Here is a 16,140-nt window from a genome sequence, read left to right on the forward strand (position 1 = left end):
TGGAGGTGGTAAAGCAGCTGTAGAGCATCCATCCTTCAAATGGGTCAATATAATACTTGGTAACTTAAAAAATGCGCTCAAAGGTACTTATCATGCAATTAATCGCAAGCATGTTCCGCGGTACCTGGCAGAATTTCAGTACAGATTCAATCGCCGATATGATCTGCCGTCCATGATTCACAGACTGATTTATGTTGCTCTTAGGACTCCACCCATGCCATCAACCATGCTTTCTATGGCTGAAGCAGAGTGGTAATCAGATTTAAAATTAAATTCATATTCATCGGCTCCCAAAAATATTGGCTTCTTGTACGAAAATTCATTACAGAGTAATATCCGTCCAAAACAATTTCGGATTAATGAGCCTGAACTCTATAAACCAGACAGATTATTTCAACGTCGCAAGTGGAATTTACTATGCCTGAACAAACGCTTGAGAAATACTTTGGATTCAAATCATTCAGAAAAGGCCAGAAAGACGTTGTCTCAAGACTGCTTGACGGTGAATCAGCGGCCGCCATATTCCCTACAGGGGCAGGAAAATCTTTATGCTATCAGCTTCCGGCCATTCTTATGCCAGGTCTCACGATAGTGGTTTCGCCCCTGCTCTCCCTAATGAAGGATCAGATCGATTTTCTCAAAAGTCGTGGAATTCAGGCTGAACGCCTTGACTCCACCCTTACCAGCTCTGAATACGCATCAATTCTTGAACGGGCCAAAGGAAACGATCTTAAGATTCTAATGATTTCGGTTGAAAGATTCAGAAACGAAAGATTCCGCAATCATCTTCAGAAAATGAAAATTTCTCTACTTGTGATTGACGAAGCTCATTGCATATCGGAATGGGGACACAATTTCAGACCAGACTATCTGAAACTTCCTTTATACAGAAAAGAATTCGGTATAGACCAGGTGCTTCTTCTAACTGCCACGGCGACTGAAAAAGTGGTTGAAGACATGTGCGGGAAATTTGAAATTCAAAAAAACAACGTAATCTGCACAGGCTTTTACAGGAACAATCTTTTTCTTCAGGTAAGCCCTGTAAATGAAGCATCAAAAAAAGAATATCTCCTTAAAAGGCTTCTGAAAGTCCCGGACGCTCCAACCATAATTTATGTGACTCTACAGAAAACAGCCGAATCAGTCGCCGAATTTCTGACCATGAACGGAATAAGAACATCGCCATACCATGCAGGAATGACAAATGATGACAGGGAGAGAATCCAGAATGAGTTCATTTCAGGCTCAGCAACCTGCATTGCGGCTACCATAGCCTTTGGGATGGGAATTGATAAAAAGGACATAAGACGGATCATCCATTTCGATCTTCCCAAATCGCTTGAAAACTACAGTCAGGAAATCGGAAGAGCGGGCAGAGACGGCCAGTTATCCTTCTGTGAGGTCATCGCAAACAGGGACAATATAAGCGTCCTGGAAAACTTCATTTATGGAGATACTCCTCTCAAGGCATCAATATTCAGTCTCGCGGATATAATAAAAGAACATCCTGATCAGATGCTCGAAGTAAAACCATTCTCCCTCTCATCATTTCTTGACATGAGACCTCTGCCATTCAAGACACTTATGGTATATCTTGAACTGGAGGGAATAGTCCGGCCTGTTTACACCAGATTCGACGAATACGCCTTCAAATACCTGATTCCAGCGGCAGACATAATCGGGCAGTTCAATGCTGAAAGAAGGGCTTTTGTGTCCGTGATATTTAAAAACTGCCATATGAAGAAAATATGGGCTCAGGTTGATATACAGGGGATAATGTCTGATTACCCAAGCACTGACAGGCAACGAATAGTCACAGCCCTCGATTATTTTGTGGAAAAAGGCTGGATTGAGCTCCAGACAAGGCAAAGTGTGGATGTTTACGAGATAGTATCAAGAAATTTTGATCCTGAAGCACTCTCTTTAAAGCTTCACGGACTCTTTATTTCAAAAGAAAATACGGAAATAGGCAGAATCCACAATATGGTGGATTTCTTTGAAAAGGGCTCATGCATAAGCAGAGAGCTTGCAGGATATTTTGGAGAAGCAATCCCTGTGGAAAAATGCGAACACTGCTCTTTCTGCAGGACAGGTAAAGCGTCAATAGAACGAACAGAAAGCCTCGAACCCCTTGAAAAAATGAACAGAAAAGAGCTTTATGGCGCATTTGCTGAAAAAGCAGGAGACGGCTTTACCGTTTTTAATGCCGCGAAATTCCTTTGTTCCATTTCAACTCCATATATGACAAAGATCGGAGCCAAAAAACTCGAAAATTTCGGGAAACTTGAAAAGTATCCTTTTAAAGAGGTCATGGACTGGGTAGCAGCGGGTGAAAATGCCTCAAGAAAAAGCGAGTAGCAATAAATTCAGATCAATATCTAATAGCTTTACCAGATTTTTGGCCAGAAACTGGGCCAGATCATTAATTTCTGGTCTTGCGCTTCTGGTCGTTCTGCTGACCGTTGCAGTCAACGCCGCAGTTTTTTTCATCAATTCCGAAAGCGGTCGAAATTTCATAATAAACTCAATAAACGCGGGTCTTTATGGCCGTTTTTCCGCGGAAGCAATCCATTTATCCATAGCAGAAGGAAAAATTACGCTTAAGGACATCAGACTTGATGGCCCAGGGGCTTCTCCCATCGCAAGGATAAGAGGAATTGACGCTGATATTGAATGGTCAGGACTTGCAAAAGGGCAAATCTATATTTCCGAAGTCAGGATTTCAGGCCCTGAAATCATGCTTTTTGAAACCATTGAAGGCAACCTAAATCTGATGGCCGCTTTCAAACCTTCAGCCCCTTCCGAACCGTCAGAAGGAGGTGGGCTGCCTTTAAATATTGTTATCAATAATGCAGAAATAAACGAAGGCCTCGTCGTATATGCTGACAGCATTATAAAAACCACAGTCGCCGGATTAAAAGCCAGGGCAAAATATAATCTTGCCGCGAATTCCGGCTCCATAAGACTCGAGATTCCTTCTGCGGTGCTTGATGTCCCGGGCTTTAAAACCGGATTTTCTCCAGCTGTACTTGAAGCCTCTTTAAACAAAGGCAACATCACATCTCTTAATCTCGACACTGTTACACAGTTCGGCAAACTATCACTTAGCGGCGGCATTTCTAATCTGTTCACAGAACCGATATTTGACCTAACCCTTGATACCTGCGTTGCACTTGAAGGCATAAAAAAAGCATGCGGTTTGAGCTTTCCGATGTCAGGAATGGCGGCAGGGGCTGTAAAGGCATATGGCAGCATCGGCAATCCTGAAGGATACGCAAGAATTACTTGCAACAGCAGCAGCTTCGGCAATACCGCCGTATCTGGAGCAGAAGCCGAATCCTACATCAAAAACAGGCAAGCTGTAATACGACTCAAGGCTTCAGACGGAACAGGAAGCCTTGAAACTAGTGCTTATACAGATCTTGCGGCAGCTTTTCCTTTCTCGTTTTTCACAGACAAAGCCGATATTGAAAAAATGGCGTATGGAATTGATGCAAAACTCAGGAACCTGAACCTTAAAAACCTTGCTGATTCTGGGGATGCTTTTAGGGGAGGAGTTCTTTCAGGAAGCATCTCAGCTGATTTAAAGGGAATATCAACGTCAAAAATAGTTGCAAACACATCAATCGACATAACAGGCAGAAATCTCGAATGGGAAAAGAATGACAAGGGAAAAAGAGCAGAATCCCTGAATCTTAATGCGAAGATCAAAGCCAAAAACGGCCTGATTGATTTTGGAAGAATGAATCTTGAGGGGGCCGGATCAAAGATTAAAACCAGTGGATGGTATTCTCTGCCTTCTGATTCTTTTTCCATATCAACAGCCATTGACTTGCCGGATCTTGAAAAGTTAGCAGCCATCACCGGAGACATTACTGCCAAAGGCTCACTCAAACTTGACGCAGATCTTTCAGGAACGCTCGCCAAACCCATTTTCACAGCTAAAGCAGATGCAAACAATCTGAAAATTGATAAATTGAATCTCGGCTCCATTAAAATGGAAGCGTCCCTGGATGATTCAGGCAATCTGAAAATTAACGATCTGAATCTTAAGAACGGACCTGCAAATCTTCTTGCTTCTGGAAGTGCAAAAATTTCAAACGATTTAAATAATATCGACCCAGACACACCTGTTAATCTGAGGGCTTCGCTCAAGAATTTTGATCCGGCCCTCTTCTGGACAGAAACCCTGCCTTTTTCAGGAATATTTAAAGCAGAACTGGAGGCCAAGGGCAATGCAGCTAATTCATCAGCCGTCCTTAAATCAGAAGGGGAAAAAATATCTGCCTATGGTGTTAATGTCGGGAATGCGTCCTTGGAATCAGAATTCTCAAAAGGCATTCTCAAAATAAATGACCTTAGCATAGCAAACAGATCATCATTATTAAGCATGGGTGCGAGCATTGGTCTTTTCACGGGCAAAGGATTTGAAACCAGAAAAGACCCGACAATCGATGCTGAAATCAAAAAAGCGGATCTGAATGTCGAAGACTTTATTAGTGATATTGAAGGCAAAATTTCAGCATCAGGAAGCATTAAAGGAACCCTGGGAAATCCTTCCGGAGCTTTTGAGTTAAAGGGGAATAAATTCAAATTTGGTAAAATCAAAATCAGCTCCGCTGCCCTAAAGGCTGGAATAAAAGATAAAACTATAGACATCGAAAGCCTTGATGTCAATCCAGTGGAAAAAGAAAATCTGAAATTAACCGGCTGGATCAAGGAAAACGGAGAACTATTACTTGATCTTGATACAAAGGCAATCTCGCTTGAAAATTTCAGGGAAGGCTTTTCACTGCCTGGGCTCACTGGAGTTATGTCGGCATCTGCCCAGGCAAAAGGCAGCGTTTCAAAACCTGAGTTTGGAGGCAGAGTATCATTTTCAGGGCTTGGGGCGAGGGGACAATCTTTTAAAGATTTTTCCCTGAATCTCAGGCTTGAAGACAAAACATTCAAAGTCGAGTCTTCGCCTGATTCCTCCATGTTAAATGCCTGGGCAAATCTGAAGGATAAAAATTTCGGGGCTGACCTTGACCTGAAAAACATAAATCTGTCTCCTTTTTTCAAGGCAGCAGGGACAGAAGAATTTGAAGGAAAGACAGATATCCTTTTGTCTGCCAGGGGCAATATGAATAAACCCGATCAGATAACAGCAAAGGCAGGAATAAGAAATCTGGGCATAGATTACAGAAAAACCAGTATACTGAGCTGCTCCGGACTGAATGCAGGATTTGAGAAAAACATCTTAAGCATTTCTCCGTCTGAATTCAGAATCATCAAGAATGGAGGCTTAAACGTATCAGGCAGATGGGATATAAAATCCGGCCTTAATTTTGACGTTAAAAGCTCTCTTGACTTAGATGATGCGGCTCCCCTAATCCAGGATATTCTTCCTGATATTGAGGGAATTATTAAGACCGAGGCTCAAATAAGAGGATCTGCAGAAAAGCCAGTAATAAAAGGTGACATAAGCCTGAATAATATTGCCTTTACCCTGCCGGATTCTTTTCAGAAACTTCATGATCTAAATGGTAAAATTACGATCACGCCTGAGAAAATGACCCTTGGAAATATAAAAGGCCTGCTTGATGACGGCGCTTTCACTATTTCAGGAGGGATGGATCTTGAAGGTCTTAAAGCCTCTGCAATGGGAATCAGGCTAAGTGCTAGGAATCTGCCTGTCATAGTGCCTGATACCTTGGAAATATTAAGCAATATAAATCTATCACTCAAAGGCAGCAGTGATGCTCCCATCCTTTCAGGTGAGGCAACCATTGTGGAAGGAACATACTATAAGGATGTGGATCTTAGCCTCATAAGCCTTCCTTCAAGGCCGACCAGAAAAAAACCTCCTGCATGGGAGAGCATTGAAAATCCATTTCTTAAAAACATGAAGCTGAATATAGACCTGAAAAAAAGAGATCCTTTGCTTGTGGACAATAATCTTGCGAAGCTGGAACTATCGCCTGATCTGAAACTTTCAGGAAAACTTTCCGCGCCGGTTATTTCTGGCAGGTGCAAAGTTGATTCAGGAATAATCTATTACAGAAAAAACGAGTATGAGGTCAAAAAAGGAGTCATTGATTTCATTAATCCATACTCGATTGAGCCTGAATTTGACATAGAAAGCTCATCAAAAATCAAACAATGGACTGTATCGCTAAAAATATCCGGAACGCCTGAAAAACTTAATTTCGATCTCTCATCCGATCCTCCTCTGGATGACAATGAAATTCTTTCCCTCGTAATACTTGGTAATGTTTCAAAAGATGTCTCAGGAGGACAGGCAGCCCAAAGGCCAGCATCAGAAATGCTAGGGGAAATGCTCGCTTCAACATTTTCAAAAGAAATCAAGTCAGTTGCAGGCCTTGATATCCTCGAAGCCGGAGACAAGACCGGACAGCAAGAAGATACGACAAGAGTAACCATAGGCAAAAATCTGTCGAGAAGGCTTGCCGTAAAATACGCTGTTGACTCAAAAGAAGGGGAAGTAAGCCAGAAAGCAATGGCAGAATACAAGCTGCTCGAAAACATCATTCTTAACGGATTCAGGGACAGCAACGGGATATATGGCGGGGAACTTCAGTACAGGCTTGAATTCAGGTAATTCATCGCGTGGGCTTATTGAAGAATCATGCACGGCCAACAGGCATTCGGTTCATTTAAACGTAAACATCAAGATACTCTGGTTCGGATAATATTTATGCCATCAGGTCTATACATCAGCTTGCTTCGCAACACCGCCATCTCAGTATTTTTAATTATTTCTTTAATGATCTCCTGCGACGGTGCTTTTGCTGAAGAGAACACAATAAAAGACATCCAGATACAGGTTGAACCTGTTAGCGGCATTAATACTGAAAAACTCCATAATCTTGCCAATGACATCATTTCCCTGAAAAAGGGAGAAGCCTTTTCAGAAGAAAAATTAGAATCCAGCATCCAGGCAATCAAAAAAACCGGTTTGTTTGAACGCATCACTGCGGATTCAGCAGATGGGCAGCAGAATCCATTAATAATATTCAAGCTAAAACCAGCAAGGATTATCAAAGACATAAGAATAAAAGGAGTAATTTATCCTTTTTTTGAGAAAGACATTTTAAACTCCATGACCATATTCACTGGTGAAGCTTTTAAGCCCAAAAAATTTGAAAGACAGCCAGAGCTTATAGCCAAAATGATTGAAAAAGACGGATTCATCAAACCCGTGGTCACTCTTGTGAGAAATACTGATCCATCAGATGGCAACATTATTATAGATGTCATGATCAAAAAGGATAATTTCTGGTACATCGGAGATATAAAATTCAAAGGCAATGATTCGTTTTCGGATTTCAGGCTGGGGCTTTCACTCGAAACGTCAAGAAGTAGTTTTTTGCCCGACGTAATTTCAAGATTCAGCGAAGCAACACTTAAAAAAGAAATCCAGTCCCTGGTCGATTTTTACAGAAGAAATGGATTTGCTGACGTTGCCGTAACTTATGACATAAAAAAAAATGAAGAAACCAATACCGTCGACGTGGTTATAAAAATAAATGAAGGCCCTAAATACAAGATAGATTTCAAAGGGAATGAGCATTACTGGGACTTAACGCTTAATAAGGATGTTGTTATTGAAAAAGACGGCAACAAGCACAATCTCGGAGTCAGAAAAAGTATAAAAAACATAAAAAAACGTTACATGGAAGATGGTTTCCAGAGCATTTCTGTCACAACTGAAGAAGAACTTTTAGAAGACGGTAAAATCAAAAAACTGGTGTTTGTCATGGATGAAGGTGCGCGCACCCTTGTTTCCAAAGTGAGTGTTGAGGGAAATCAGTCTGTTCCCGAAAAAGAAATCGAAAAGAACATGCTCACAAAGGAGTCAGGAATCTTTTTTAAGGAGCCTTTTGATCAGGACATTCTTGACGGAGATGCCGAAGCAGTAGTCTCATATTACAAAAATCAGGGATTCATTAATGCAAAGACTGAAGCTGAGGCTGAAATATCTGAAGATAAAAGCAGCGCAAATGTCAAAATGATCATTGATGAAAATTCAAGAATCCATACAGGAACAATCAAATTCAAAGGGCTTGATTTAATATCTGAAAAAGAGGCTTTTGATGCAATCAACACAAAAAAGGGCGGCCCATTCAGCAAATCAGAGCTTGAAGGAGATGAAAAAAAGATCTCTGCAATGATTTCAGAAAAAGGCTACCCCCATGTCTCAGTAAAAGCATCGGCAGATTTCAACGCAGATGGCAAAACTGTGGATGTTGTCTTCAATGTTGAGCAGGGTCCTTTTGTAAAAATGGGGAATGCATATTTTTACGGCAATGTCAGAACCAGTGAAAGTCTTCTTAAAAAAGAGCTCAATATGAAAGCGGGAGAGCCTTTCTCCCTGACAAAGGCCCTTGAAGCCCAGAAGAATATCAGAAACATGGATATTTTCAATTCCGTCCAGTTCACGTCCTTAGGGCTTGCTGAGAAAAGTGATACAGTAAATCTTCTGGCAGAAATTGAAGAAAAAAAGCCCTATTATTTCCAGGCTGGTGTTGGTTATGATTCCCAGAAAGGCATGTATTCCAGCGCAAAAACCGGCGACCGCAACCTCTTCGGTAAAAACAAAGAATTATGGATTTCCGGGGAAGCAAGCCAGACAACATACAAGGCTGAAACCGGAATTGCTGATCCAAGATTCACAGGTCTCAGGTTTTCCGCAAAAACAAAAATTTATACTGAACAGTCCGAAGAATTCAACCAGGATTTCGGCACAAGAGCATTTGGCTCACTTACTGAGTTTGAAAAAAAATGGACTGACTCCATTTATACGTCAACAGCCATGAGATTTGAGCAGAGGGAGCAGTATAGCATCGACAATGAATCAGCGGCCGCTTCCAAGGCTGAAATGGGAGAATCCAGAAAGCTTGTGGCTATTACACCTGCTGTGCATTATGACATAAGAGATTCCTTCATAAGGCCAAGAAAAGGTATGGAAGCAAGCCTTTCTGCGAACTTTTCAAAATCAATAGAAAACGATTACGATACCTTCCGCAAATACAAATTCGACATCAGTTTTTATCACAGCCCTTTTGAAAAGCTCACACTGGCCCTTGCAGGACGCTTCGGATATATAGACGCGGAATCAGACATGCCTTCAGATCAGCTTTTTTATCTTGGTGGAACAACATCTGTAAGGGGTTATAATGAAAATCTTCTGAGTACCGACTCAAATGGAGACGCTCTTGGAGGCAGAAGCAGCGTATCAGGCACCCTTGAAGCAAGAATAGAGCTCGGTATGAAATTCGAGATTGTAACTTTTGTGGATACCGGTTCCATAGGATTTTTTATGGGCAAAGAGGGCGACGACAGCTTCAAATCATCAATAGGTGCAGGCATTGGCTATATAACACCCATCGGCCCTTTTTCACTGATGTACGGACACAAACTGGACAGAAAAGAAGACGAGGACGCCGGGCAAATCCATTTTTCTGTGGGGTATGTCTTTTAGCCATATAAAAGAATTCGGAGATCGGCCAATTTTTAAAAAAAAGCCTTTTGAAAGCTAAAAGAACCCCAAACTGAAAAGCAGCGTTTAAGAGAGGGCTTCTTGCTAAATCCTTGTTCTTCCCCCGGCAGAATGGGTCTTGAGCTGTTTCTGGTGCTCTCCTATCCATACGGCTATGGCCGCTGATAGGACGCATCCCCTGATTTCTCCGTTTTCCGGAATCGAGATGCCAGATATGATTTCTTTAGATATGACCTCTTTAATTTCAGGCATATTGAAATTTTCTGAAAGAAAGATTCTTTTGTCAGCAGTCATTTTGGACAGGAAAGCCATGAGATCATTTAAAGATATTCTGTGATCTCCGCCGAATCCCCTTCCCTCGTCTTTTTCCCAGCCCTCTCTTTCTTCTGCCATTACAGACTCGACAGGTACAAGGGAGCGTCTCAGTATGTCAACGACTGCCGCGCCTTTTTCAGCCGAATTTATGAAAAGCCTTGGCCTCATTTCAACCTTTACAGTTGGTCTTCCATCCTGACTGAATCTTGGGTTTATAATAACAAAGGATCGGTCGTTATATTTGGAGGATAAAACTGAAGCAAGAGATGCAGCATCAGTTGATGGGTCAAGAAGTTTTACGGATTCCAGGGTGTAAGACATTCTGAGATTATGCATCTTCCTGAAGATTCTGGTCATGACAAGCGGATTGTTCTCGCCTGATTCTGAGATGCTGAAAAGATACATATTCGGCTCCTGATCATGAATTATTTCAATAGAAAAAGTCGGAAAACTTCTTTAGGATTTCTTTTGATTTTGTAACCGGATCATTAATAACCTTTGATTATCTGCCTGAAAACAAAAAAAAGAGATTGGTGGTAAAAATGATGGAGTCGCAAAAACTAAAAAAAGGCAACGGCGTCATGCCTGGCTTGATCAGTCATTTTTGTATTTTCAAATACTTCTGGATTCAGACCTGCGCCGGAATGACGATAATCGGACTTTCAGCGACATTGTCAAAAATATCTGAAGAGCAGTATTTAACCAAGAGAGAGCAAGCAGTGCATATGAATTATTTTAAAAAAAGACTGGGGCTTAAAAAAGCCCCAACCTTCAAATCTTATTTTTTGGATTTAACCCCCCGGCCTTTCGACCGTGGAGAGCTAAGTGCTATAGCTTGAATTTGAAGTTCTTCTCTATTATTTTTCCATACTTTATATTTAAAGTATCTTCGGTATCATCCGGGCTTGCGGGCATGAAGAACTCAAGATACCCTGATGAGTTTGTCACAGGTTCGCCTGTCTGCTCCCAGCTATCACCGCCTGCCGCTTTGTAGGATATTTTGATCCCTGATACCAGGGGATTGGCAAAGACCATGAAATTCCTGTTCTGCTCTGGCTTTGCATCAATGTTTGCAGGATGAATAAGTGTGGAAATGGCAATATTCTTTTCAGAAGGTATATCCACGAGCCTCTGGGTTAAATCATTCACATTGACATATTCAATACCTATACTGAAACCTGTTGGTATGAGATCAAGATTATAATAAATTTCAGGAATATAACCATTCATTAAAATAAGGCTTTCTGACACGCCAAAATCAGGTGCACCGAAGCTTTTGTTGTTGCCTGGTTTATTGAGAAATCTCGCGTAATTTCTTTCAGGTATGTTTATCCATACAGAATCATCAGAGTCTGTGGATGATATCCCATCAGCATATAGTTCATTGGCTTCTTTCAAAGTATAAGCATAAAATGCATTTCTAATGCTGCTGGCATCCTTGATATCTGTATATATTGATGAAGCCATATTGGAAAGCAGTGTCTTTGCATCTTCATCAGTTATATCTGACAATGGTTTTGCTATATGAAGACTTGAAGCAGTCCTGTTAGAAACTATACAACCGACATATGTGGCAATGGTACCTGTTGACGAGGATATCTCATTTGCACTCATACCCATATAGCTTGAAGAAAGAGCGTCAGGATCTTGGCCAACAGCCTTCAAAAGAAATCCGAGCTTTATCTTATCCGAATCTACATCTTTAGAGTCGTAAAGATTTCCTGGAGCTGAGGTCTTGAAAGAATTGACCATTTCATTGCATGACTGCACTATTGTGTTTTTTGACTGCTCAAGAGCGGAGCCTTCAGAATACTCTCTGTTTATGGCTTCAAACTTTTTGAGTTTGGTCAGCTTGCCTTTAACATTAAGCGCGTCATAGGCTGAAAGAGTCTCGTTTTTTGAAGAATCAGATGTTATTCCAAGCGCTTCATTGATTTTTTTATGCTCTTCGCTTCCTTCAACACTGTTATTGATTATGAATATCCCGTTCTTTATTCTTTCTTCGAGAGCCCTTATGAGAATATCAAAATCCCTGTAAGCCAAAAAACCCAGATATCCAAAGTTATTAATAAAATCTGACGATATGCTCCCCTGTCCAGGACTATTGTCAGGTAGATTAACAGTCGGGCTCAGATCCCTTTTAAGAAAAAACGATGATGCCCTCTTGCCGATAATTCCGTTGGTTTTGAAGTACGCGGCGTCATAACCATAAAGGATGGCAGACGCATATTTATCGAGTGCTTTTGATATGCTGTCGGTATATGAATCCATGGCCTCCTGGGTAAATATCTCCACGGTATTTATATCTTTTGCGTAATCATTGCTAAGGCCGGACATTCCCTTATATGATTCATCGGCGGCTTCCGAAAAAGTCTTGGCCATATTCGCGGAGGCTATGGAATATGATTCCGCATTTGTGCGCGTATCTTTGTCAATTTTTGCTTCTGCTGTTCCGGCCACAGAATACTTGCTCGGCCATCTGTATTTTTCCGTGGAGTCTTCATCGCGACACCCTGAAGATGCAAATGCCGTAAAACAGAGACACAATATCATACTACCTGATAGAAAAACTGAAGTATTGCCCATCTTTTCACCTTAGCGACAAATTTGAGAAAATAAATGCGGTCCAATTTGAAGGAAGATCCCTCTATGCAGCCAAACAATCAACATGGAGAATGCCTGGATATGCTGCACCGGCGTTTCAGCTCCTTTTATCTGCCATAATGAAGTAGGGGCAGTTATTTGGCTGGGGATTTAAAATGGCCATAATATAGCCAATAAAAGAAAAAAACCAAATCATTTTTTATGGAAGGGTACAGTGTTTTACAATAAAAACACAAAAACCCGGCGCAATAATAGCGCCGGGTTTATTTTCGATTAATCGGAAAATTCTATTATCCTGCCTGGGGTGCTAATGGCCGGAACATCGGATCCGGATTCTCTCTCTTGAAAAAAGTAGAAGTAACCCATTTTGTTGAAAAATCAAGTAGAGCGATGTCATCAACCTTTATTCTCTCAAGAAGTTTAGGGTCAAATGGATTATATCTTTTGAGAAATGTGCTTTCAAATACAAAAGTACGGAAACTGTCCAGATTATAGCAGGCCATGAAATACATCTGCTTGCTCGCTTCAGAAAGCTTATGATCCTGGGGGAAGGATTTTTTTCTTACAACGATATCTGTCCAGCCGGCATTTATTGAATCGTGAAGATCAACGCCCTGATCTTCTCTCCATTTTTTAACTGTCCATTCCGTCGACTCTTCGTGGCCTTTGCATATGTCTTCCTGGAGAAGAAAATAAAAACCCGATTCGTCTTCTTGCGGTTTCTGGGCAAGTGAAGCCACTCCAAGCGGATAGTATCTGCAAGCTGTTGGTCTGTCTTCGTAAATCAGGCAACCTGAATCCCTTACAAAAGGACAAGATTTTTTTTCATCATCGAGTAGCCTCATGACCGGCATTGGCAGATCTGTTTTTTCAAGAAGCCTGAGTTCCGTATACATCGGCAAAAAATCATCTGATGTCATGCCCAGGCACTTTTTCATTCTTATTACGTCATAGGGGGTAAGCATTATATCTATCCCGCGACAGCACCTCGTAAAACAGGACACATCCTTATGGCACCTGAATTTGAAAGTGCTTTCCTCGGTCATTTGCACAGGTATTATTTCTGCTTTCTTTTTTACACTCTTATCTGTCATAACAGCTCCTCGGATTAGCCCCAATACTTCTGAAGCCTTCATGAATTTATATTCTGAATCTCAATAGCCAACAAGAACGCTTTAGTCAACCTGATTAGTCAAAAAATCAATCAATACAGTTCTTTATGGCAGGCTGCGGATGAGAAGCGAAATTTCAGGGTTTTTGACCTTGATTTCAAAAAAAAAAGTCCATAATGTATACTTTTTAAAATTCATAAATAATTAAAAACATACACGAAAAAGATGGATCCGGGAGAGTTTGAATGAACCTGACAGTAAAAAAGGCAAACAGTCTGAAACAAAAGCCGGATGAATCAAATCTTGGCTTTGGCACAATATTTACGGATCATATGTTCAATATGGACTACGATCCTGAAAAAGGCTGGCATAATCAACGTATTGAGCCATATGGCCCCATGATCATGGATCCTGCGACCATGGTACTTCATTACGGCCAATCAATATTTGAAGGACTCAAGGCATTCATAGGCGAAAGTGGTGAAGTACGTCTTTTCAGACCAAAAGATAATTTTGCAAGGCTAAACAGATCAGCACGGCGCATGTGCATTCCTGAAATTGATCCGGCTACAGTCATAGAGGCTCTCAAGGAACTTGTAAGGCTTGATAAAAGCTGGGTGCCTTCTGCTCCGGGAACATCCCTTTATATAAGGCCTGCGATTGTTGCAACAGATCCATATGTTGGGGTGAGAGCTTCGAGTACTTACAGATTTTTTATTATTCTCAGCCCGGTCGGAGCCTATTACAAGGAAGGCTTCAACCCTGTAAAAATCTGGATTTCCAAGGATTACGTAAGGGCGGTCATAGGCGGTCTCGGAGAAGCAAAAACAGCTGCTAACTATGCCGCAAGCCTTTATGCCAGTGAAGAAGCACATAAAAACGGATATACCCAGGTTCTCTGGCTTGATGGTGTTGAAAGAAAATATATCGAAGAAGTCGGCTCAATGAACATATTTTTTGTAATTGGCGACGAACTTGTAACTCCGGCTCTTACGGGGAGTATACTCGCAGGGATAACAAGGGAGTCTGTGATCAAGATAGCCTCTGAAAAATGGGGTATGAAGGTTTCGGAAAGAAAAATTTCCATTGATGAGATCATGGAAGCGGATGCAAAAGGCATTTTAAAAGAGTCATTCGGAACAGGCACGGCAGCTGTTATTTCTCCAGTAGGCAATATTAAATACGGAGATAAAATAATAACCATCAATAATGGTGAAGTTGGGCCAGTTGCAAAAAAGGCATTTGATACCATTACAGGCATCCAGTACGGAAAGCTTGAAGATCCTTTTGGCTGGGTAGAAATAATATAGCTTTAATATACTTCAGCTTGATGCAATCATAAAAGAGGCCGTTTTCGCGGCCTCTTTTTATAATGTTAAATAATTTTATTTATTGCACCCATCAACGTTATGAAGTATGTGATCTGATATATATCATATAAACCTCATTTATTTTATGTTTCAGATTCGGTCACAGCCAAATTTCTGTCTTTTTTCAGTATTAGTTTTGGATGCAATTAATGAAAATTAAAAAAGCCATATTCCCAGTTGCAGGATTAGGCACGAGATTCCTGCCAGCCACCAAGGCCATGCCCAAAGAAATGCTTCCGGTGGTTGACAAGCCGCTTATTCAGTATGCTGTTGAAGAAGCTCTTTCAGCAGGCATTGAGCAGATCATATTTGTTACAGGCCGTGGCAAGAGTGCCCTTGAAGACCATTTTGACCATTCTTTCAGGCTTGAGCAAACGCTAATAAGCAAAGAAAAAAATGACCTTTTAAGACAGGTTCAGGAAATAATCCCGGAATCAGGTACCATAGTTTATACTCGCCAGAATCAACCTCTGGGCCTTGGGCATGCTATATGGTGTGCAAGGGACATCATAGGTGATGAGCCATTTGCCGTTCTTCTTGCAGATGACCTGATCATGTCTGGAAAATCAGTGCTTGGCCAGATGATTTCAAAATTTGAGCGTCTCAGAGCATCTGTCGTAGCCATAGAGGAAGTCAGCAAATCCGAAACCGACAAGTACGGGATAATTGATGGAATTGATAGCGGCGATAATATGGTTGAAATCAAAGGAATGATTGAAAAGCCAAAACCGGAAAACGCTCCTTCTAACCTTGCTATCATCGGCAGATATATTCTTACTCCGAGGATCTTCGAATTGCTGGAAAAGCAGCAGAAGGGCGCAGGCGGTGAAATTCAGCTAACAGATGCGATGGCAAGTCTGCTGGATGATCAACCAATCTATGGTTACAAATTCAGTGGAAAAAGATTCGATTGTGGCAGCAAGGCTGGTTTTCTCAAAGCCAACATCGCTTTTGCGTTAGAAAATGAAGAAATCAAAAAAGAGCTTATTCCATATCTTCGAGAAATTTCAAAAGAAAACGGAGTTTAAGACTTTAAAGATGCTGACAACATAAGAGCCGTTGCCAAGAAGCTCTCTAAAAGTTTTATGGATAGATTATAAGAACAGAGTGTCACCCGTAAGCTCCGGTGTTTTTATCTATATAAAATGTGGCGGCTTCTTTTCAAAAAGCGACCCAATTGAGGCCATTCAAATCACTTTGATTTTAAATTGGAATAATATTGACAAAGTCACAA

9 protein-coding genes are annotated in these 16,140 nt (G+C 41.2%); 6 read left to right on the top strand and 3 right to left on the bottom strand.

Annotated features, from left to right (window positions below; all coding sequences use genetic code 11):
• The 4 genes from K245_RS23865 to bamA form a co-directional block, all read left to right on the top strand.
• The coding region (locus K245_RS23865; protein WP_035276931.1) for a transposase at positions 1-256 on the top strand (256 nt) is incomplete at its 5' end.
• Positions 257-417: 161 nt separating this feature from the next.
• A complete protein-coding gene (locus K245_RS0109885) occupies positions 418-2,358 on the top strand; it encodes a RecQ family ATP-dependent DNA helicase (RefSeq protein ID WP_027359163.1) in 1,941 nt (646 codons plus the stop codon).
• Positions 2,336-6,604, top strand: a complete 4,269-nt coding sequence (locus tag K245_RS0109890) for a translocation/assembly module TamB domain-containing protein (protein ID WP_027359164.1) — start codon at positions 2,336-2,338, stop codon at positions 6,602-6,604. The genes K245_RS0109885 and K245_RS0109890 overlap by 23 nt, the downstream gene beginning before the upstream one ends.
• Positions 6,605-6,700: 96 nt before the next feature.
• Complete coding sequence (gene bamA / locus K245_RS0109895) at positions 6,701-9,487, top strand: outer membrane protein assembly factor BamA (RefSeq protein WP_027359165.1); 2,787 nt, start codon at positions 6,701-6,703, stop codon at positions 9,485-9,487.
• A 102-nt stretch (positions 9,488-9,589) separates the two neighbouring features.
• Here the strand turns inward: bamA and K245_RS0109900 are convergent, their stop codons facing one another.
• The 3 genes from K245_RS0109900 to K245_RS0109915 form a co-directional block, all read right to left on the bottom strand.
• Positions 9,590-10,225, bottom strand: a complete 636-nt coding sequence (locus K245_RS0109900; RefSeq protein ID WP_027359166.1) for a hypothetical protein — start codon at positions 10,223-10,225, stop codon at positions 9,590-9,592.
• 423 nt (positions 10,226-10,648) lie between these two features.
• Positions 10,649-12,406, bottom strand: a complete 1,758-nt coding sequence (locus K245_RS0109910) for a hypothetical protein (RefSeq protein WP_027359168.1) — start codon at positions 12,404-12,406, stop codon at positions 10,649-10,651.
• Positions 12,407-12,714: 308 nt separating this feature from the next.
• The gene (locus K245_RS0109915; protein ID WP_027359169.1) at positions 12,715-13,518 is read right to left on the bottom strand and encodes a YkgJ family cysteine cluster protein; all 804 of its coding nucleotides are present in this window, start codon (positions 13,516-13,518) and stop codon (positions 12,715-12,717) included.
• A 263-nt stretch (positions 13,519-13,781) separates the two neighbouring features.
• Between K245_RS0109915 and K245_RS0109925 the strand changes: the two genes are divergently transcribed.
• Positions 13,782-14,846, top strand: a complete 1,065-nt coding sequence (locus K245_RS0109925) for a branched-chain amino acid aminotransferase (protein ID WP_027359170.1) — start codon at positions 13,782-13,784, stop codon at positions 14,844-14,846.
• Between the two features lie 209 nt (positions 14,847-15,055).
• Positions 15,056-15,934 (top strand): UTP--glucose-1-phosphate uridylyltransferase GalU, encoded by an 879-nt coding sequence (gene galU / locus K245_RS0109930; protein ID WP_027359171.1) that lies wholly within the window; start codon positions 15,056-15,058, stop codon positions 15,932-15,934.
• The last annotated feature ends 206 nt before the right edge of the window (positions 15,935-16,140 follow it).

Origin of the sequence: Desulforegula conservatrix Mb1Pa (assembly GCF_000426225.1) — a bacterium.
Classification (GTDB): Bacteria; Desulfobacterota; Desulfobacteria; order Desulfobacterales; family Desulforegulaceae; genus Desulforegula; species Desulforegula conservatrix.

Excerpts from the sequence above, each read along its gene's own strand:
- K245_RS0109890 (WP_027359164.1), top strand. The coding sequence starts at position 2,336 with ATGCCTCAAGAAAAAGCGAGTAGCAATAAATTCAGATCAATATCTAAT.
- K245_RS0109925 (WP_027359170.1), top strand. The coding sequence starts at position 13,782 with ATGAACCTGACAGTAAAAAAGGCAAACAGTCTGAAACAAAAGCCGGAT.
- K245_RS0109900 (WP_027359166.1), bottom strand. The coding sequence starts at position 10,225 with ATGTATCTTTTCAGCATCTCAGAATCAGGCGAGAACAATCCGCTTGTC.
- K245_RS0109915 (WP_027359169.1), bottom strand. The coding sequence starts at position 13,518 with ATGACAGATAAGAGTGTAAAAAAGAAAGCAGAAATAATACCTGTGCAA.
- galU (WP_027359171.1), top strand. The coding sequence starts at position 15,056 with ATGAAAATTAAAAAAGCCATATTCCCAGTTGCAGGATTAGGCACGAGA.
- bamA (WP_027359165.1), top strand. The coding sequence starts at position 6,701 with ATGCCATCAGGTCTATACATCAGCTTGCTTCGCAACACCGCCATCTCA.
- K245_RS0109910 (WP_027359168.1), bottom strand. The coding sequence starts at position 12,406 with ATGGGCAATACTTCAGTTTTTCTATCAGGTAGTATGATATTGTGTCTC.
- K245_RS0109885 (WP_027359163.1), top strand. The coding sequence starts at position 418 with ATGCCTGAACAAACGCTTGAGAAATACTTTGGATTCAAATCATTCAGA.